This is a genomic window from Pontibacter brevis (assembly GCF_054779655.1).
Window position 1 is genome coordinate 1 of sequence record NZ_BAAGXV010000059.1, and the last position, 18,028, is coordinate 18,028.

At 47.5% G+C, this 18,028-nt stretch carries 16 protein-coding genes, 1 rRNA gene and 1 pseudogene; 8 read left to right on the top strand and 10 right to left on the bottom strand.

Going from position 1 to position 18,028, the window contains the following annotated elements:
• Together ACYVB1_RS13565 and ACYVB1_RS13570 are read left to right on the top strand one after the other, a co-directional pair.
• Nucleotides 1-109: pseudogene (locus ACYVB1_RS13565) on the top strand (IS1 family transposase); the annotation flags it as partial.
• A gap of 318 nt (nt 110-427) precedes the next feature.
• A complete protein-coding gene (locus ACYVB1_RS13570) occupies nt 428-1,027 on the top strand; it encodes a hypothetical protein (RefSeq protein WP_460924315.1) in 600 nt (199 codons plus the stop codon).
• A gap of 5 nt (nt 1,028-1,032) precedes the next feature.
• Here ACYVB1_RS13570 and ACYVB1_RS13575 read toward each other — a convergent pair whose 3' ends face one another.
• From ACYVB1_RS13575 to ACYVB1_RS13615, 9 genes are all read right to left on the bottom strand, one after another.
• Complete coding sequence (locus ACYVB1_RS13575) at nt 1,033-1,821, bottom strand: pentapeptide repeat-containing protein (protein WP_460924316.1); 789 nt, start codon at nt 1,819-1,821, stop codon at nt 1,033-1,035.
• Between the two features lie 397 nt (nt 1,822-2,218).
• Nucleotides 2,219-2,590, bottom strand: coding sequence for a GntR family transcriptional regulator (locus tag ACYVB1_RS13580; protein ID WP_460924317.1), 372 nt, complete (start codon nt 2,588-2,590; stop codon nt 2,219-2,221).
• A gap of 1 nt (nt 2,591) precedes the next feature.
• On the bottom strand, nt 2,592-3,335 hold the full coding sequence (locus tag ACYVB1_RS13585; RefSeq protein ID WP_460924318.1) for a hypothetical protein: 744 nt from the start codon (nt 3,333-3,335) through the stop codon (nt 2,592-2,594).
• Between the two features lie 4 nt (nt 3,336-3,339).
• Nucleotides 3,340-3,579, bottom strand: coding sequence for a hypothetical protein (locus tag ACYVB1_RS13590; protein ID WP_460924319.1), 240 nt, complete (start codon nt 3,577-3,579; stop codon nt 3,340-3,342).
• Entirely contained in the window at nt 3,569-4,420 is an 852-nt protein-coding gene (locus tag ACYVB1_RS13595) for an ABC transporter ATP-binding protein (protein WP_460924320.1), read from the bottom strand. Before ACYVB1_RS13595 ends, ACYVB1_RS13590 begins: the two co-directional genes overlap by 11 nt.
• A 255-nt stretch (nt 4,421-4,675) precedes the next feature.
• On the bottom strand, nt 4,676-6,079 hold the full coding sequence (gene lpdA / locus ACYVB1_RS13600; protein WP_460924321.1) for a dihydrolipoyl dehydrogenase: 1,404 nt from the start codon (nt 6,077-6,079) through the stop codon (nt 4,676-4,678).
• A gap of 31 nt (nt 6,080-6,110) precedes the next feature.
• On the bottom strand, nt 6,111-6,467 hold the full coding sequence (locus tag ACYVB1_RS13605; protein WP_460924322.1) for a four helix bundle protein: 357 nt from the start codon (nt 6,465-6,467) through the stop codon (nt 6,111-6,113).
• A 123-nt stretch (nt 6,468-6,590) separates the two neighbouring features.
• Nucleotides 6,591-8,156, bottom strand: coding sequence for a 2-oxoglutarate dehydrogenase complex dihydrolipoyllysine-residue succinyltransferase (gene odhB, locus ACYVB1_RS13610; protein WP_460924323.1), 1,566 nt, complete (start codon nt 8,154-8,156; stop codon nt 6,591-6,593).
• A 110-nt stretch (nt 8,157-8,266) separates the two neighbouring features.
• Nucleotides 8,267-11,029, bottom strand: coding sequence for a 2-oxoglutarate dehydrogenase E1 component (locus ACYVB1_RS13615; protein ID WP_460924324.1), 2,763 nt, complete (start codon nt 11,027-11,029; stop codon nt 8,267-8,269).
• Nucleotides 11,030-11,936: 907 nt separating this feature from the next.
• On the opposite strand from ACYVB1_RS13615, the gene ACYVB1_RS13620 reads away from it, so the two are divergent.
• The 6 genes from ACYVB1_RS13620 (at nt 11,937) to ACYVB1_RS13645 (ending at nt 17,787) form a co-directional block, all read left to right on the top strand.
• Entirely contained in the window at nt 11,937-12,194 is a 258-nt protein-coding gene (locus ACYVB1_RS13620; RefSeq protein ID WP_460924325.1) for a hypothetical protein, read from the top strand.
• Nucleotides 12,195-12,264: 70 nt separating this feature from the next.
• Nucleotides 12,265-12,744: a very short patch repair endonuclease gene (locus tag ACYVB1_RS13625; protein WP_460924326.1), complete on the top strand. Its 480-nt coding sequence runs from the start codon at nt 12,265-12,267 to the stop codon at nt 12,742-12,744.
• A 71-nt stretch (nt 12,745-12,815) separates the two neighbouring features.
• Entirely contained in the window at nt 12,816-14,558 is a 1,743-nt protein-coding gene (locus ACYVB1_RS13630; protein WP_460924327.1) for a M28 family metallopeptidase, read from the top strand.
• 455 nt (nt 14,559-15,013) lie between these two features.
• Entirely contained in the window at nt 15,014-15,232 is a 219-nt protein-coding gene (locus ACYVB1_RS13635; protein WP_460924328.1) for a hypothetical protein, read from the top strand.
• 149 nt (nt 15,233-15,381) lie between these two features.
• Nucleotides 15,382-16,557, top strand: coding sequence for a ribonuclease D (locus ACYVB1_RS13640; RefSeq protein ID WP_460924329.1), 1,176 nt, complete (start codon nt 15,382-15,384; stop codon nt 16,555-16,557).
• A gap of 234 nt (nt 16,558-16,791) precedes the next feature.
• Complete coding sequence (locus ACYVB1_RS13645) at nt 16,792-17,787, top strand: IS481 family transposase (protein ID WP_460924330.1); 996 nt, start codon at nt 16,792-16,794, stop codon at nt 17,785-17,787.
• Between the two features lie 161 nt (nt 17,788-17,948).
• Here the strand turns inward: ACYVB1_RS13645 and rrf are convergent.
• A 5S ribosomal RNA gene (gene rrf, locus ACYVB1_RS13650) occupies nt 17,949-18,028 on the bottom strand; the annotation flags it as partial.

The following is an 18,028-nucleotide window of genomic DNA, read 5'->3' on the forward strand; positions in this document are numbered from 1 at the left end:
AAGGAACAGAAGATTGGTCAGAAAAACAGCCTGCTTCTCTAAAAAAGAGCAGAATCACTATAACGCTATGAAGCTAATATTCTATTACCGAAACCATCATACATTCTAGACCACAACCAAATAATTAAGGGTAGTTTGTTATACAAGGTACCGAATCTTATATTTTTTATTGTTTCATTTAGACTTACAAGGTATTTATATCGACCTACAGTATAGTAACCTCGACGAACACGTGTTTGCCAAGATGCATTAGCCTGCGCACAATAATCTGGAGTGAGCAAACACAGTTATTTGCTGGAAGGTAAAGCAGCTAAGGGTTTCTATAAGAGCATGATATCAAAAGGCCAAGAAGGGTTGCCTGAGCAGGATAAATTTTAATTAAGTTTCGTAAACCAGAGGCAAGCAGCAGCGGTACAGAAAGGTGCCTATGCACTCAGCACAACTCCCAGCCCCTATCCTGTTTCACCCGCTTAAGCACCACTTGAGCTATATCAAAGCCTTTGTAGCAAACAGTACTGCTACTCCGGAAGCTGACGTGAAAGCAGCCTTACGAACTATCGGTGGTTCACAGTTAGACTTGTACATTGGGCCGCTGTCACCGTTGCAAATTTCAAAGGAGGTGCTGCAGTATTTGCAGGAGTACCACCTGCTGCAGCCTGTAGCTTATCAAAACTACTTAACCACTGCGGGTACTGCTTACAGGCTTATCCCGCTTTCTGATGGCACAGACTGGGTGATGCGCTGGGGTGTAGTGGAAGGCCGGTATGTGCACCTGCATCCTGCCCGTTATGCAAAGCACACGCTACGCGTAAAAGCGAATGTGCTGAAAACAGCCATTGCAGCAGTACTCGCCGCAAACAAATGCGCAGAAAGTCCTGTAATGGATACACCATTCATCAACCAGGTACGGGAGGAGTGGCTGGCACTGCCGCCTGTTAAAGAGGTTAGCTTAAGCGAAGGGCTCGGCACCATGATAGCTTTGATAACAGACAACGCCACCCCGGTGGGTGGCGCTGATTCAGTTTGATAGCCTTATCTGTTCATGCTTTGCAGGGTAGCCAGCGAGACAGACCTGTTATTCAGTTTAGTGTATTTAAAGTCGTCTCCGCCGCGGAAATCAGCTCCTTTGATGTTGAAGGCGTCAGATATTTTGGCATACTTGAAGTTCGCGGTGCCATCGAAACGAGCCTTTTGAAAGTTTACGCCTTCCTGGAATTTAGCGTATTTAAAGTTTGCCTCTTCCTCAAAAGTAGCTCCTGCAAAGCTGATTCCTTTTGGGAAATCCACATACTTGAAGTTGGCATCCTCCTCAAAACGGACATTGCTGAAATTCGTATTCCTTGAAAACTTGGTGTATTTGAAGAGCGCTTCATCTGAGAAACGGCTGCCCACAAAAGAGGCTGCACCTTTGAATTCGGAATATTTAAAGGCACTTTCCTGCTCAAATTTGCAATTCTCAAAAAGCACATCCCGCTCAAAATTGGTATTGTAAACCTCATTCGAGTTGTTCATAACGCCGGACATGTTGTTATCCGGATTATAGTAGGCCAGCACATCACCCCTGAAGATGCAGTTCACAAAGGTGACAGGGCTGGTGACGGTGCTAATGTACTCCTTAGTGTCCCCGTTCTTCCCATTTTTCAACTTCATGTTTTGCAGCTTCGTCATGTTCAGGTCACCTGTTATTTCGGCATTCCTGTAAGACACAGCCTCTCCCCGGTTTAGTTTTTGAATTATCTCCGAAGCATCCACTTTTGTTTGCCCAAACGACAGCAACGGTAACAACAGCAATGCAAATAATACCTGTGCTTTTTTCATCATAGTTTATGTTAAAGGTTCTACATTCAGCGGGAACAATCGTCAGGTCTCACAGTTACTTTACCGCACCAGCAGGGGCTGCCTGAAACCTGTTACAACTAAAAGATGCAGCGCGGGTAGCAAAGGTTGCCTGAGCAGATAAAAAAAGACGCCCATAGCATTTTACAGGCTAACGGGCGTCGGTACTGTTGCTTATTATGCTGCAGGAGGAGTTAGAGGTTCGGGTACAAAAGGAGGTTAAGGCGCCTCACGAGGATCTGTCGTTACAACCGAAGCATCTAAACCGTAATATTTTGCCGCGCCCAGAACAACTGTGACGCACAAGAGTACTACGGCAATCATCCCCAACAATAATTTATTACTCGTTTTCATATCATGTCTTTTAAGATGATAATAGCTACTAATTAATACTTGCGCCGGTATACCTGGCGGCGTACCCTTTCAGGTCATCGAGCGACAACCCCAGCAGTTGCATGTTCTTGAGAAAAACCGGCAGGTCTTCCTCTAAAAACTGCTCCTTCTTCAGGGCAATGGTTTTTTCAAAACCGTCATCGGCTAAAAAGTAACCAATGCCTCGCTTGTTGTAAATAATCCCTTTATCCTGCAGGTAATTGAATGTTCGCATCGTTGTGTTCGGGTTCACCTCAAACTCCACGGCCATGTCGCGGATAGAGGGTATCTTGTCGCCGCTGTCCCACTTCTTCTGAAGTATGTTGTCGAAAAAGCGGTTCGCTATCTGTAGATATATGGCTTGATTCTCTTTAAATTCCATCTTACACCTGCCTTTCTTTTAATTTAAAAAAAGAAACCAACAACAGGAACGGAGCAAGTACAAACCAGAACAGGAACGGTATTACAGTGCCTGTAATGAATTCTGCTGTATTCTCAAACTCAGTTGCTTTCCCTTCCTCAAAACGCATTCCTGAATTGCCGAACAAAGCATATCCTAACAGTCCGGTATAAGCAGCTATCAGCAGCACCACTACAATCAGCGCCAGCACTGTTTTAAGGAAGTTGTTGCCCCGGAAAGTAGTTGCCCCTAAGAAAAAGGCAGCTTGTGTGACCATATACACGCCTACACAGTTGAGGAAAGTATTATCAAATAAATAAGGCAAAGCCTGCACGTTTCCGGCCAGGAGCGAGTTAATGAAGGAGAGCAACAACATGATAAGTGACGCCACCACCACATACACCGGAGAACTGATAAACCAGGCAGCCAGCAGTTTCTCTGCCGCCGACACGGGCAGCGTCAGAAACATATAGCTTTTCTGCGGGGCGTGCATCTCATCAAAAACCTTGCTGGTGAAAATGTAGCCTCCCAGCATAAACACGACCAGGTACAGGTTGCGCAGGTTAAGCACAACATCCGGTTCGTCGTTAAAATATGCGACCAGAGCCGAGATGACTAACAGTAAGCCCAAAATGGCGCCTATGGCAATCCACATGGTGCTGAAGTTTAAGTAGAGCTGCCTCCTTAAGAAGAAGCCCAGCCGTTTCAGGTTCAGTTCTGTATTCATGGTTTTATTTTGTACTAATGGTTAGGATAATGGGGTCGTTTATAAGCCTTTCAGAACAAGTCCGAAAGGATATTGGGTCGTTTGTAAAGTTCTTCAGAACAAGTTCGAAAGGATAAGTCAGGTTTACCTGCTCGGTCTCTACCAGAAAGGCACAGCTAAAGGCTGCGAAGGCAATCAATAATGAGCTGCCCTTCATGCGTAGCTGCTTAAGCTGGTAGCGCAGGTTTTTTGGTTTAGTATTCATACTTGTAGTTGGCAAAATGTTCGTTTATACCGGCAGCGTTCTTCACGATGCCATTAAACAGCAGCTCCAGGTCTACGCGTGCGTCGTGGCCGGCTATGTTTTTCACAATGCCTGCTTTTCGGCCGTGCATATCCTCCGCATACAGAATTTCCTCGGCAGGTACTCCAGCCAGGTTGTATTCGAAAGCCAGCTTTTCTGATATTTCGCCCATGTTGCGGTTGAAGACGATGTTGCCTTTCTCCAGCACCACCACATTGTCAATCAGGTTCTCGAGGTCGCGCACCTGGTGTGTGGAGACGAAGTTGATTTTTTCTTCGTCCAGGGAGGCTGCCATAATCTTTCTGAACTGGCTTTTAGAGGGGATGTCCAGACCATTGGTTGGCTCGTCCAGGATTAAGAGGCGCGCGTTCGTGGCCAGGCCAAAGGCAATCAGGAACTTCTTTTTCTGCCCGTAAGACAGCGTGGAGAGTTTGGCGGTTTCATCCAGTTCAAACTCTGCCAGGTAAGCCTGCAGCTGGTTAAAGCTGAATTTAGAGTAGAACACACCGTTTGTTCTCACATAGTTGCGCAGGCTGATAGGCGGTAGGTTAAACTCCTCCGGAATCATATAGATGTCTTCGAGCATGGCAGGACGGCGCTCCGGGGCATCAAAGCCAAAAAAAGTGCACTGGCCACTGTCCGGGTACAGCAAGCCGGAGATGTGCTTCAGCAGCGATGACTTACCGGCGCCGTTCTTGCCCAGCAGCCCATAGATAAAGCCCGGCTCCAGGGTCAGGTTCAGGTTTTCGAAGAGCGGTTTGTCCTTCTTATACCGGAAGTGAATGTCTTTTAAGGCTATCATAGTTTTACCTAATTAGTGTATTAGTTACATAGTACACTACAAAGGTAAAAATGGTTTTGGTTATTCCAACATTTCCTGAAACATTTTTTGTGATATAAAGAGATGAGGCTGTATTATAGCAGCAGCAGATACCGCCTCTAATAAACAGGCGAAGGCTGTGAGCCTATAAGCTGTGAAAATATTAAAATACAACAGCGCCACCCCCACAATGGGGGTGGCGCTGCCTTTATGTACTTCATTTAAAAGTTTTTTTGCTTAGATATGGATGGCGCGGTTCTCTGTCGCGGCTAAACAGGCTTCCTTCATGGCCTCGGCATAAGTAGGATGTGCGTGGCTCATACGGGCTACATCCTCCGCAGACGCGCGGAATTCCATGGCTGTTACTGCTTCGGCAATAAGGTCAGCGATACGCGGGCCTATCATGTGCACGCCCAGGATCTCGTCTGTTTCCTTATCCGCCAGCACCTTCACAAAACCATCTGTGTCACCGGAGGCTTTTGCACGGCCAGAGGCCTTGAACGGGAACGAACCTGACTTGTAAGCGCGTCCCTGCTCCTTTAGTTGCTCTTCGGTAAAGCCTACACCAGCCACTTCCGGCCAGGTATATACTACACCCGGAATCAGGTTGTAGTTGATGTGCGGCTTCTGCCCTACAATCTGCTCTGCCACCAGCACACCTTCTTCTTCGGCTTTGTGCGCCAGCATAGCACCACGCACCACGTCACCAATGGCATAAATGCCCGGCACGTTTGTTTCGAGGTGGTCGTTAACGGCAATCATACCGCGCTCGCCCATCTGCACACCAGCATTCTCCAGGCCAAGCCCTTCAGTGTACGGCTTCCGGCCAACAGATACCAGCACGTAATCACCCTCAAATGTAACCGCTTCACCTTTCGGGTTATCAGCCGTTACTTTCACAGTTTCGCCTTCATTGGTAGCACCTGTTACTTTGTGGTTGAAGAAGAACCCAAAGCCAAGCGTCTTTTTCAGGATACGCTGCAGCTCTTTGCCCAATGCACGGTCCATGGTAGGAATAATAGAATCCATGTACTCCACCACCTGCACTTTAGCACCCAGGCGGGCATACACCGAACCAAGCTCCAGGCCAATTACCCCACCACCAATGATGATCAGGTTCTTTGGTACTTCTGTGAGTGTTAAAGCCTCTGTAGAGGTAATAATGCGCTTCTTATCGATTGGCAGGAATGGCAGTGATGTAGGTTTTGAACCCGTTGCGATAATTGTCTTGTCTGTTTCAATCTCCTGCTCTTTCCCTTCCGCATCTGTAACTTTAATCTTGTTCTTGTTTACAAAAGAACCACGGCCAAAGTAGGTATCGATCTTGTTCTTCTTCATGAGGTAAGTAATACCATCGTTGTTCGACTTCACTACCTCCCCCTTGCGCTTGATCATCTGCTGCATGTTCACCTGCAGGTTATCCAGCTCAATGCCGTGCTCCTTAAAAGCGTGCGCAGCAGCGTGATAATGCTCAGAAGAATCGAGCAGTGCTTTAGACGGGATACAGCCTACGTTCAGGCAGGTACCACCCAACACATTGTATTTCTCTATGATTGCGGTTTTCAGGCCCAGCTGCGCGCAGCGTATCGCCGCCACATACCCACCAGGTCCGGAACCGATTACGGTTACATCGTATTTCACTTTTGTCTAGTTAAGAGTTAAAAGTTATAAGTTAAGAGTTGTTCTTTTTGCTTGTAAGAATGATGCTGCTTAACATCTTTTGCAACTCTATACAGTCTCCTTGTATACTTTCAAAGGCTGTCGTCTCTATCAGTTCGGCTGCATGCAGCAACCGGAGCCAATAATTTGTTTCTCGAGCCTCTTTTAGAGCAATTTGTAGCTTATGAATAAAATCTGCTTTGGATTGCGCTGCTACAGCCTCTTCGGTGTTTGCCCCAATAGACGTACCGCTTCTAACCAGTTGCTTTGCAAGTATAAACTCCTGCCTCTGATTTTTCAGGTACATGTAGAGCTTCACTATCCGTATTGCAAATTGAAACGACTTTTGAGCTACAATGCTATCAGCCATGAGTTTTAGTTAAAAGTTTAGAGTTATGAGCTAGGAGTGACTACGCAGACATTAGTCTTTTGTGTTAAACCACTCTTAACTCATAACTTCAAACTCTCAACTGCGCTTACTGCGCCAGCGTCGTTAGACGCCCAGTAATAAGCGCATCGGGTCTTCCAGCAGCTCTTTCACACGTACCAGGAAGGAAACGGACTCACGGCCGTCGATGATGCGGTGGTCGTATGACAGGGCCAGGTACATCATTGGTCTGATTTCCACCTGACCGTCGATAGCCACCGGGCGCTGCACGATGTTGTGCATACCTAAGATGGCAGACTGCGGCGCATTGATGATTGGTGTTGACATCATAGAACCGAACACACCACCGTTGGTGATGGTGAAGGTACCGCCTGTCATTTCCTCGATAGACAACCTACCGTCGCGCGCTTTCTTCGCCAGTCGGATTACTTCTTTCTCGATACCATCCAGCGTCAGGCTCTCCGCGTTGCGGATAACCGGCACTACCAGGCCTTTTGGTGATGAAACCGCGATTGACACATCGCAGAAGTCGTTGAACACGATTTCGTTTCCGTCGATTTGTGCATTCACTGCTGGCCACTCCTGCAGCGCAACAGTACAAGCCTTTGTAAAAAACGACATAAAGCCCAGGCCTACTTCGTGCTTCTCTTTGAACTTCTCTTTGTACTTCGAGCGGATGTCCATGATTGGCTTCATGTCCACCTCGTTAAAGGTAGTGAGCATGGCCGTTTCGTTTTTCACCTGCACCAGGCGGCGGGCAACCGTCTTACGCAGCGAGCTCATTTTCTCGCGGCGCTGGTTGCGGTCTCCGCTTGCAGCTGGCGCCTCAGAAGAAGCAGTTGCCTCCTGCTTAGGAGCTGCGGCTGCGGCTGGCTTGGCAGCAGACTTCTGCGCGTTCTGTGCATCTTCTTTCGTAATGCGGCCATCACGGCCTGTGCCCTGCACATTAGCTGCGTCGATGCCTTTCTCAGAAAGGATTTTACCTGCAGCCGGCGATGGTGTGCCGGAAGCATAGGTCTGGTTGCCGTAACCGGTTGCGGCGGCAGGCTGTGCAGCTGGTTGAGCAGCAGGAGCACTTGGTTGCGCAGCTGGTTTTGAAGCAGCTGCACCGGCACCTGCCACAATGCGGCAAAGCAAACCGCCAATTTCTACAGTGTCGCCTTGCTGCGCTACAATTTGCAGCGTACCTGCGGCTTCTGCCGGCAGCTCAAAAGTGGCTTTGTCAGACTCCAATTCTGCAATCACCTCATCCATTTCCACGCGGTCGCCATCGTTTTTTAACCAGCTGGCGATCGTTACTTCAGAAATGGACTCACCTACAGTAGGCACTACCATGTCAACAGTTTCGCCACCACCCTGTGCTGCGGCAGGAGCAGACTCCTGTGGGGCAGCGGATGCTTCGGCAGCCGGGCTGGCAGGAGCAGAAGAACCTGCACCATCCTCTTCAATTCTGCAAAGTAGCGCCCCTACCTCAACGGTTTCGCCTTCGGGTGCTACAATACGTAAAATGCCTGCTCCTTCGGCTGGCAGTTCGAATGTGGCTTTGTCAGATTCCAGCTCAGCTATCACCTCGTCCATCTCCACACGGTCACCGTCTTTCTTTAGCCACTGGGCTATCGTTACCTCAGTGATTGACTCACCTACGGCAGGCACTTTAACTTCTAAGCTCATATATTTTTGTTCAATTATGAATTACGAATTATGAATTACGGATAAAAGAAGCGTGATGGACTAAAAACAGCTGCATTAACTGCTTAAAATCCATCACGCATTATTACCAATTATATTGAAAAGGCGCGATCCACCAGGTTCTGCTGCTCTTTTACGTGCACTTTCAAGTAACCTGTAGCAGGTGAGGCACTTGCCTTACGGGCTACCACATCTTCTACCTGCTTGCGCATCAGGCGCAGGATGTAGTTCCAGGCTCCCATGTTCTCAGGCTCTTCCTGTACCCAGTATATTTTGGCATCAGGGTACTTCGCCAGTTCAGCATCCAGCTGCACTTTCGGGAATGGCGCCAACTGCTCCATACGCACAAGGGCCACATCCTTACGGTTGTTATTCTGCTGCTCTTCCAGCAGGTCGAAGTATACTTTACCCCAGCAAAGCAGCACTTTCTTCACTGAAGCGGCATCTGCATAGTCATCGCCAATCACTTCTTTGAAGCCTCCTGACGTAAAATCTTCTATTGGAGAGCTTACCAGTGGATGGCGCAGCAACGACTTAGGCGACATGTTGATAGCTGGCTTGCGGAAAGGCAGGGCCAGCTGACGACGCATGAAATGGAACAGGTTAGCCGGCGTTGTGATGTAGGTTACGAAAATGTTATTCTCGGCAGCCAGCTGCAGGAAGCGCTCAGGACGGGCATTAGAGTGCTCCGGCCCCTGCCCTTCGTAACCGTGCGGCAGTAACATCACCAGACCGTTCATACGGTGCCACTTCGATTCTGTAGCGGTGATAAACTGGTCAATCATTACCTGCGCACCATTGGCGAAGTCACCGAACTGTGCTTCCCAGATAACCAAGGCGTTCGGATTCGCCATAGCGTAACCAAACTCAAAGCCCAGCACACCATACTCTGACAACAGCGAGTTGTAGATTTCAAAAGAGCCTGTGTCTTTCCCCTCTATGTGGTTCAGGTTGTTGTACGGAGCACTTGTTACGGCATCGTGCAACACGGCGTGGCGATGCGAGAATGTACCACGCTGTACATCCTGTCCGCTGAAACGCACGATCTTGCCATCCTGCACAACAGATCCGTAAGCCAGCAACTCACCGGCTGCCCAGTTCAGCTGTTTTGTCTCAAAGAACATCTCTTTGCGTTCTTTTATCAGCTTCTCAATCTGCTTGAGCGGCTTAAAGCCTTGTGGCAGCGTCGTCAGGGCTTTTCCTACTTTCTCAATCACCTCAACAGGTATGCCTGTCTCAGGCGATTGATTGAAGTCTTCCGGTGTGGAACGACGCAGCTCCTGCCAGTCTTTCTCCAGTACCTGGTAGTTGTACGGCAAAGGCTTCTGCTTCACCATGTCCAGCCGGTCCTGCAGCATCTGGCGGAACTCCTTGTCCATGTTCTTTGCCAGTTCGGCATCTACCGAGCCCTTGCTGATCAACTCCTTGTTATATTTCTCGCGCGGATTCGCGTGCTTTGAAATCAGATTATAAAGTTGTGGCTGTGTGAACTTCGGCTCGTCCGACTCGTTGTGGCCGTGACGGCGGTAGCACACCATATCAATAAAGATATCGTTCTGGAACTTCTGACGGTACTCTGTAGCCAGACGCACAGCAAAAACCACTGCCTCCGGATCGTCTCCGTTCACGTGCAGCACAGGCGCATCAATGATCTTGGCGATGTCGGTAGAGTAGATAGAAGAACGAGCGTCTTCAAAGTCGGTGGTGAAACCAACCTGGTTATTGATAACAAAATGAATGGTACCACCTGTTTTGTAGCCGCTCAGGTTTGCCATCTGCGTTACTTCGTACACAATGCCCTGACCAGCTATGGCAGCATCACCGTGAATCAGGATAGGCACAATGGAGCGGGAGTCCTTCTCGTACATGCAGTCGATTTTTGCACGTACAAAACCTTCCACTACCGGGTTCACCGCCTCCAAATGCGAAGGGTTAGGCGCCAGCTTCAGGTTGATGGTATTGCCTGATGGTGTTTTCACCTCCGAAGAGAAGCCCATGTGGTACTTCACGTCACCATCACCCATGGTTAGGTCCGGAACGGCAGTACCTTCAAATTCAGAGAAAATCTGCTCATAGGTTTTACCCATGATGTTGGCCAGCACGTTCAGGCGGCCACGGTGCGCCATACCAATTACTACTTCTTTTGCACCAAGCTCAGAAGCTTTGTCGATGATAGCATCCAGTGCAGGTATAGTTGTTTCGCCACCCTCTAGCGAGAAGCGTTTCTGCCCTAAGAACTTTGTGTGCAGGAAGTTCTCAAATACAACTGCCTCATTTAGCTTGGAAAGGATACGCTTTTTGTAATCGAGGCTTGGGTCGAAGTGCAGTGACTCATTTTCTATCTTATTCTGAAGCCAGGACAGCACCTCCGGGTCACGGATGTACATGTACTCATATCCGATAGAACGCTCATAAATTTTCTGAACTGCTGCCACAATATCACGCAATGTGGCAGGTCCGATGCCAATAATTTCACCTACCTGGAAAACAGTATCCAGATCGGCCTCAGACAAACCGAAATCTTTCAGGTCCAGCAGGGCTTTTCTGTCTTTGCGCTCCCGTACCGGGTTTGTCTTGGAGCGCAGGTGGCCGCGGCTGCGGTAAGCGTAAATGAAGTTCCGCACGGCTACCTCTTTCTCCGATTCCTGCTGTGCTACACTACCTTTAGGAGCAGGGGCAGTAGCAGCGCCATTTTCGGAAGTATGGCCGTTTTCCCCGTAAGCTGTTGAAAAATCATAGCCTTCAAAAAACTTGCGCCACCCGAACTCTACTGATTCCGGATCTTGTTGATAAGCTTTGTACAACTCATCAATATAATCGCCGTGCGCATTAGCGATGTAGCTATATTTATCCATAAATTATTTACTGCCTTTTTAGTAAAGGTAAAGTTAAATGTATTATATAAATATCAAATACTGCATATCCGCCTAAGCGAATATAATTAAAAATCAAACACCTCCTTTGTATTAAACCCTTGGCTGCACTCTCCTGTTACACGGTCACAAAGGCAATACAATGTCATTTATTTGTGTCGTAAGTTAAAGAAAACCAACACAACCTCCCATATTTTTAGCGATGATTATGTAATCACTTCAACGAAGTGAAAAAATATGACGTGACAAGCTTGAAAAAGGCATTTAAAATGCAGATTGGTTTAAGTTCTATTAACGGCTATATCCACTAGCAGTTTTCTGAATTACTAAAAACAAGCACCTTCCAAAGGATTCGCTTAAAGGTATATTTGAAGACTTAGCAGTATGAACTGCCAGTAGCTGCATGGCTCATTCTGGAATAAATTTGCGTTATCAACTTTGTTCCACTTCCAAAAAGATAGCTTAACAGTAGCGGTAAGGGATTCTGACTTCGCAGCCTCCTCCGCTTACTTGGAATCTACACGTAGTTGCATAGCAAACAGATACCATCATATCATCTGCTGTAGCCAGTGCACCTGTTTTACAGAAAAAGCCTATGTTACTTTTCCTGATTTTAAGCCTCTTTGATAACATTCATACAGAATGTAGCACGGCTGTTTCTTCTGTACCTATTCCCTTACGCCACCCACACATGATGTTACTTTTAGCACCGCTATTTCCTGTGTAAAGCGTTTTTAGTTTTTTAGATTTATATGATGCAGAATAATATCTGCTATACACCTTGCTGCAGCAGTAGACAGTTGCATGGGCAGTCACATGGTTACACAAAAATCTGTTCGTTATGTATAGTTATCTTTTAGAAGAGCTTTCTAGGGCAGTTGGAGCAAGATTGCTCATACAGTTTGACTATGAAGGCGAAACATATATAGTAGAGCCGCATTTAATAGGCCGTAACCACAGTAACCAGGACTGCCTCTGTGCCTGGCTCGACAGCAAAAGAGCCACTGGCAACACAGCAGCAGGCTGGCACTACTTCCTTTTCAGCAACATAAAGAATGTACAGCTGCTGGATGACACATTCTGCTGCAAGCGCCCCGGCTACGCTCCCTACGATAATTCCATGAACCGCATCTATTACCGGATTTAGCTTCCCTGCCCCCCTTGGCACTATCTGCCACCACTGCTTGTTATACAGCTGCATAAAAGCAGGCAGCACATTGGCAGCAAAACGCAAGAGAAAGAGATACAAAGCCCCACCACCCCTGCTGACGACAGCGGAAAAGATAAGCCGCTATATGCGGGGTAATAAAAGTAAAAACACAAAGCCTGAGCTTATCCTTCGCAGGGCGCTGTGGAATGCCGGCATGCGGGGCTACCGTGTACACTGGCCTAAAGCTCCGGGCAAGCCTGACATCTGTTACCCTGGCCGTCGTTTAGCTATTTTCATCCATGGCTGCTTCTGGCACCGCTGCCCCTACTGCCAGCTTTCTTTACCTAAAACAAACATTGATTTTTGGGAAAATAAGTTCGAGAAGAACAAAACCCGAGACAACCGGTATCAGCAATTGTACCGGGAGGCGGGTTGGCAGCGCATTGTAATCTGGGAATGCCAGCTGCAAAAAGAGTTGGTTGGCAGCGTGACCTTAATTCAGGAGCTGCACCGCGGGGTGCCTTCCAGCTGGCAGGTAGCTGCCTGAACGGGTCGCTACCACCTCCCTGGTATAAAAAAATTCTTTAACTTGAAGAACACTTAGCATCATTAACATCTATGAAGAAACATATTCCGCTGCTTGGCCTGATGGGGCTGTTAGCGATAGGGTGCAACGAAAGCTCCCGTGAAGTAAACGAAACAGATGCGGCAGCAACTGCCGCCGCAGACAGCACAAACCTGCAGCCCGCCCTGCAGACCATTAATGCTTCTGATATCTTGAAGCATACCACAGTACTGGCCTCCGATGCTTTTGAAGGGCGTGGCCCGGGCACTGCCGGCGAAGACTCTACCGTAAACTACCTTACCCGCCAGTTTAAGCAAATAGGTTTGCAGCCAGGAAACCCGGATGGCACTTATGTGCAGAAAGTACCGATGGTGGGTTTTACGGCACAGCCCAAAGCATCTTTCCAGGCAGGCGGCAAAACGATTCCGCTTAACTTCCCATCTGACTATGTAGCCGTTTCACGCCGTTTTGTACCTAACATCGATATCAATAATTCAGAAATGGTATTTGTAGGCTATGGCATTGTGGCCCCTGAATATGGTTGGGACGATTACAAGGGCCTTGACGTGAAAGGCAAAACAATTGTGATGCTTATCAATGACCCTCCGATACCAAGCACTGCCAATGCTAGCGAACTCGACACAGCCATGTTTGGCGGCAAAGCCATGACTTATTATGGCCGCTGGACTTATAAATATGAGATTGCTGCAGAGAAAGGTGCCGCCGCTGCCATCATCATTCATGAAACAGAACCAGCCGGCTATCCTTACGAGGTGGTGTCGGGAAGCTGGAGCCGTGAGAACTTTGATATTAAGAAGGCGAACAACAACATGGACCGTGCTGCCGTGGAAGGATGGATTACACAGGCAAAAGCCCAGCAGCTATTTTCCGCAGCAGGCAAAGACCTGGAGCAGCTAAAGCAGGCGGCTCGCCAGAAGGACTTTAAGCCAGTACCGTTAAATGCCACCGCCAGTTTCAGCATACAAAATAAATTGCGTGAAATTCAGTCGCAGAACGTGATTGCCAAACTGGAGGGTTCTGATGCGGAGATGAAGGATGAATACGTGGTTTACTCTGCCCACTGGGATCACCTAGGCAAGGATGAGACGCTGCAGGGCGACCAGGTTTACAATGGTGCTTTAGATAACGCAACAGGCACTGCCGGATTGATAGAACTGGCCGAGGCTTATGCTGCCATGCCTACCAGACCAAAGCGCTCTATCCTCTTCCTGGCTGTAACAGCAGAGGAAAAAGGACTGCTCGGCTCTAAATATTATGCCGAAAACCCGCTTTATCCGTTGAATAAGACAGTGGCTAACATCAACATGGATGTGCTGAATGCCTATGGCCCGACCGAAGATGTGGTGGTTATTGGCTATGGCAATTCTACATTGGAGGATGTTTTGGCAGAAGAGGCCGCCAGCCAAAACCGCCGCATTGTTCCAGAGGCCTCACCAGAGAAAGGCTCTTTCTACCGTTCCGATCACTTTGAGTTTGCAAAGCAGGGCGTACCGGCTTTGTATGCAAAGTCCGGGGTTGTAGCACGTAACCAACCGGCTGACTATGTACAGCAATGGAGCGACAACTATACTGCTAATGATTACCACAAGCTCTCAGATGAGGTGCGTGACGACTGGAATCTGGAAGGTGCCGTGGAAGACCTGCAGTTGTTCCTGCGGGTTGGGTACAGAGTAGCCAACACAGAGCGGTTACCGGAGTGGAAATCTGGCACTGAGTTCAAGGCCAAACGAGAAGCCTCTTTGGCCGCATCATCCGACACCACAAGAGCTTTATAACCAACCTTAATAAGAGAGCGGCCCCTGTACACATTCGTGCAGGGGCCGTTTACTTTAATTTGCCACTACTGAATATATATCAAGAAGAGCCATCATACAGAAGAAAACTGCCTGTTCTTTGTATTATCAACATGTACAATCTTCACCTTCTACCTTATAACCTTTTGCCTTCTAATGTGGATAAGGCCGCTGCATACCGGATAACTAAGTTGTACGGATAGTAAGACAACTTTAACACATATAAATTTGTAAACAATTAGTTTAACACAGCAAATATTTACTTTCACCCTAAGAACACTCATGTTTGCCCATGCACTGCCAAATATCCTTCTTTTGGCGCCCTTTACTTATGATTTCATGCCACTAACTTCAAATAAGACAATTTACACCTTCTCAGGAGGTTACCTTTTCTCACTTTTCGTATAAAGAAGTACAAAACCAAACATATTTCGATTATGAAAAAGACATGGAAATTAGCATTTGCCGCCTTTGCAATGTTCGCATTTACGGCATGCTCAAGTGAAGATACAACAACAACTGAATCAGAAAACCTTGAGACTACTGAGGAAGTTGAAATGGATATGGAAACTGAAGATACTACTGTGTTAGAAGATACAACAGTTAACGATGGTGTTGCCGATGAAATTGAGGAGGAGCAACCACCAGTACAATAGTTAAAACAATTTTGTTTAACCACAGAAGGTCTCTGCTCCACGGGCAGAGACCTTTTTTGTGCCAATGGCTTTACAACAAATAATAAACGTTTATCCTAAAAGAGAGAATACAGAAGTATATATATGCTCCAAACTTTTTAACTTTAGGAATGGAAAATAAAACGCTAACACATGATGGCGTAACCATAAGGCTGATAGAAACAGATGCCGAGCTGCTTACAGCGGTAAAGGCTCTGAGACAACACAAGGAACTGGCCCTGGACCTTGAGTTTGACCAAAACCGCTTCACTTATGGTTTCAACCTGTGTCTTGTTCAAATCTCAGATGACAATGGTACCTGTTATATCATTGATCCATTTACTATAAACAACCTGCAGCCGCTTTTTGAGCTCTTAGAGGATAAAGATTTTACTAAAATCATCCACCATGCCAACAACGATATCCTACTGCTCGACAAGTTAGGCTGTAACATCCGGGGAGTGATGGACACTGATGTAGCCGCTAAAATACTTAATTATGAGCGCTCGTCACTGGCCACAGTTATGAAGGAGGAGTTTGACCAGGAGGTGGATAAGTCGCAGCAGTCCAGCAACTGGAACAAGCGCCCGCTTACGGAGGCACAGCTTATTTATGCTGCCATCGATGTACTTTACCTGCACCAGGTAAAAGCGAAGTTGGTGGCAGAAATAGAAGAAAAGGGCCGGATGCATTGGCTGCAGGAGGAGAACCTGTTACTGGAGTCTTTGATATATTCGGAACCGGAAAACCCACATATGAAACTCCGGAACGCCTACAGGCTTAACTACTACCAGCAATATATCCTGAAAGAACTGTTCGCGTTTCGGGATGAAATGGGGAAACAGCTGAACAAGCCTTCGTCTTACGTCATTTCAAATGAAGGATTGGTGGATCTTGCAAACAACCCCAACACAGATGTGCATGAATGGCTCAACCATACAAAGGGTATACATGGTGCTCTTAAAAGGGCTCGCAACGAGAAGTTATTACAAGAGACACTAGAGCAGGCTAAAAGAAAAGCCAAGGCAGATAATATTAGCCACGACTATCCCGAGAATCGTTGGCAACGCCCCCCTCGTACCCCGGAAACAGAGAAGCGAAAGGAGGACCTGATAACAGTACAGAAATATATTATAGCCAAATATGGGGAGTTTGCCTCTAGGCTCATTATCAATCAAGGTTTGATCACAGATTACAGTATCACAGGACAGTTACGTTGTACAAAACAGTATGCCACGGACATCATACTGGACGCAGCCTCAGAACTTGACATTCATTTGCCTGAGCCTATCATGAAAGATAGGTAACGATGAGCAGAAGAAAATAGCAGTATAATATAACAGTACAGAAACAAGGAAGCTCCTATTAAAACAGGAACTTCCTTGTTTTTGTACTTACTTATATGTGAAGGTCCAAGAGATCCGCTACATTTTCACCTGTTGATTTAATCTCAAGATATTACTATTATTACTGCTGTGGACTTGTGGGTAACTCGACAGAGTTGTCCATAAATCCACAGCTATTTTTTTGCCTGTGTCGCTATGAAAAAAGAGGAGCAGAAGCAGAAAGCCAGAGAAGACTGGATAAGGGTTTACCAGCAGCTAGGCTCTGTCAGCAAAGCTGCTCTTCGTTGTGGTATCGCCCGCTCCACTCTGCACCGATGGATCAAGCGCCTGCCAGATGAAGGGCTGGCGGACCGTTCCAGAAGGCCCCACAGGCTGACCCGACAAAAATGGGATGATGATGTAATCAACCTAATCCTTGACATTAGGGACACCTGCCGCTTCGGCAAAATAAGAATCTGCTCACACCTTCTGCAGCACCATCAGGTCAAGATATCACCTTCCACGGTGGCCAGGGTGCTTGAGAAGTATGATATGAAGTTGCTCAAGCGATACCACAAGAAGAAAGAGTTTAAGCGCTACACTAAGGAAATTCCGGGAGAAAGGGTGCAGATGGATGTCTGTAAGATTGATACGGGTATCTACCAATACACAGCCATTGATGACTGTAGCCGCTTTAGGGTAATGCACACCTATTCCAGGAGAACAGCCAAAAACACTGTGAACTTTCTTGAGCGGGTAGTAGAGCAAATGCCATTTCCCATACAGCGGGTGCAAACTGACAGGGGCAAGGAGTTCTTCGGCATCGCTTTCCAGGAGATACTGCAGGAGTACGGCATCAAGTTCAGGCCCATCAAACCTCGCTCTCCCCACCTGAACGGCAAGGTAGAGAGGAGCCATCAGACGGACCTGCAGGAGTTTTATATGACGGCTAACCTGAAGGATCCATGCCTAAACGACAGGTTGGAAGAATGGCAGTTCCATTACAACTGGTACCGCTCCCACAGTTCCCTGAAGGGCAGAGCGCCTATGGATATTGTCACCGAAAAGTCAGCCCTAACCCCACTGTGGGAAGACATAGAGGCAAAGTATGATCCGGCCAGAGAACCGATCCGTGAGCAAAACTACGAGTGGGAGAGAAAGCTGAGCAAACACAAGAAAAAAGAGAAGCCTGCCAAAATTAGAAATGTCTAACTTCTGGCAGGCCTATACCTGTAGCGAATCTATAGAACCACTACACAGAAAGAAAGCTTACAGCAAGCCCAGTAGCTGCCTCTCCCTTTCCCCGCCGTCCATAGTATGCCTGAAACACAAAGCACCCCCTGCGGATTTCTCTGCAGGGGGTGCTTTTGTAGGGTTGGCGGCCACCTACTCTCCCGGGTGTGACCCCAGTACCATCGGCGCGTCCGGGCTTAACTTCTCTGTTCGGGATGGG

What these genes read in the sequence shown, in the direction of transcription:
- ACYVB1_RS13570 (WP_460924315.1), top strand. Translation starts at nt 428, where the DNA reads ATGCACTCAGCACAACTCCCAGCCCCTATCCTGTTTCACCCGCTTAAG.
- ACYVB1_RS13575 (WP_460924316.1), bottom strand. Translation starts at nt 1,821, where the DNA reads ATGATGAAAAAAGCACAGGTATTATTTGCATTGCTGTTGTTACCGTTG.
- ACYVB1_RS13580 (WP_460924317.1), bottom strand. Translation starts at nt 2,590, where the DNA reads ATGGAATTTAAAGAGAATCAAGCCATATATCTACAGATAGCGAACCGC.
- ACYVB1_RS13585 (WP_460924318.1), bottom strand. Translation starts at nt 3,335, where the DNA reads ATGAATACAGAACTGAACCTGAAACGGCTGGGCTTCTTCTTAAGGAGG.
- ACYVB1_RS13590 (WP_460924319.1), bottom strand. Translation starts at nt 3,579, where the DNA reads ATGAATACTAAACCAAAAAACCTGCGCTACCAGCTTAAGCAGCTACGC.
- ACYVB1_RS13595 (WP_460924320.1), bottom strand. Translation starts at nt 4,420, where the DNA reads ATGATAGCCTTAAAAGACATTCACTTCCGGTATAAGAAGGACAAACCG.
- ACYVB1_RS13605 (WP_460924322.1), bottom strand. Translation starts at nt 6,467, where the DNA reads ATGGCTGATAGCATTGTAGCTCAAAAGTCGTTTCAATTTGCAATACGG.
- odhB (WP_460924323.1), bottom strand. Translation starts at nt 8,156, where the DNA reads ATGAGCTTAGAAGTTAAAGTGCCTGCCGTAGGTGAGTCAATCACTGAG.
- ACYVB1_RS13615 (WP_460924324.1), bottom strand. Translation starts at nt 11,029, where the DNA reads ATGGATAAATATAGCTACATCGCTAATGCGCACGGCGATTATATTGAT.
- ACYVB1_RS13630 (WP_460924327.1), top strand. Translation starts at nt 12,816, where the DNA reads ATGAAGAAACATATTCCGCTGCTTGGCCTGATGGGGCTGTTAGCGATA.
- ACYVB1_RS13635 (WP_460924328.1), top strand. Translation starts at nt 15,014, where the DNA reads ATGAAAAAGACATGGAAATTAGCATTTGCCGCCTTTGCAATGTTCGCA.
- ACYVB1_RS13640 (WP_460924329.1), top strand. Translation starts at nt 15,382, where the DNA reads ATGGAAAATAAAACGCTAACACATGATGGCGTAACCATAAGGCTGATA.
- ACYVB1_RS13645 (WP_460924330.1), top strand. Translation starts at nt 16,792, where the DNA reads ATGAAAAAAGAGGAGCAGAAGCAGAAAGCCAGAGAAGACTGGATAAGG.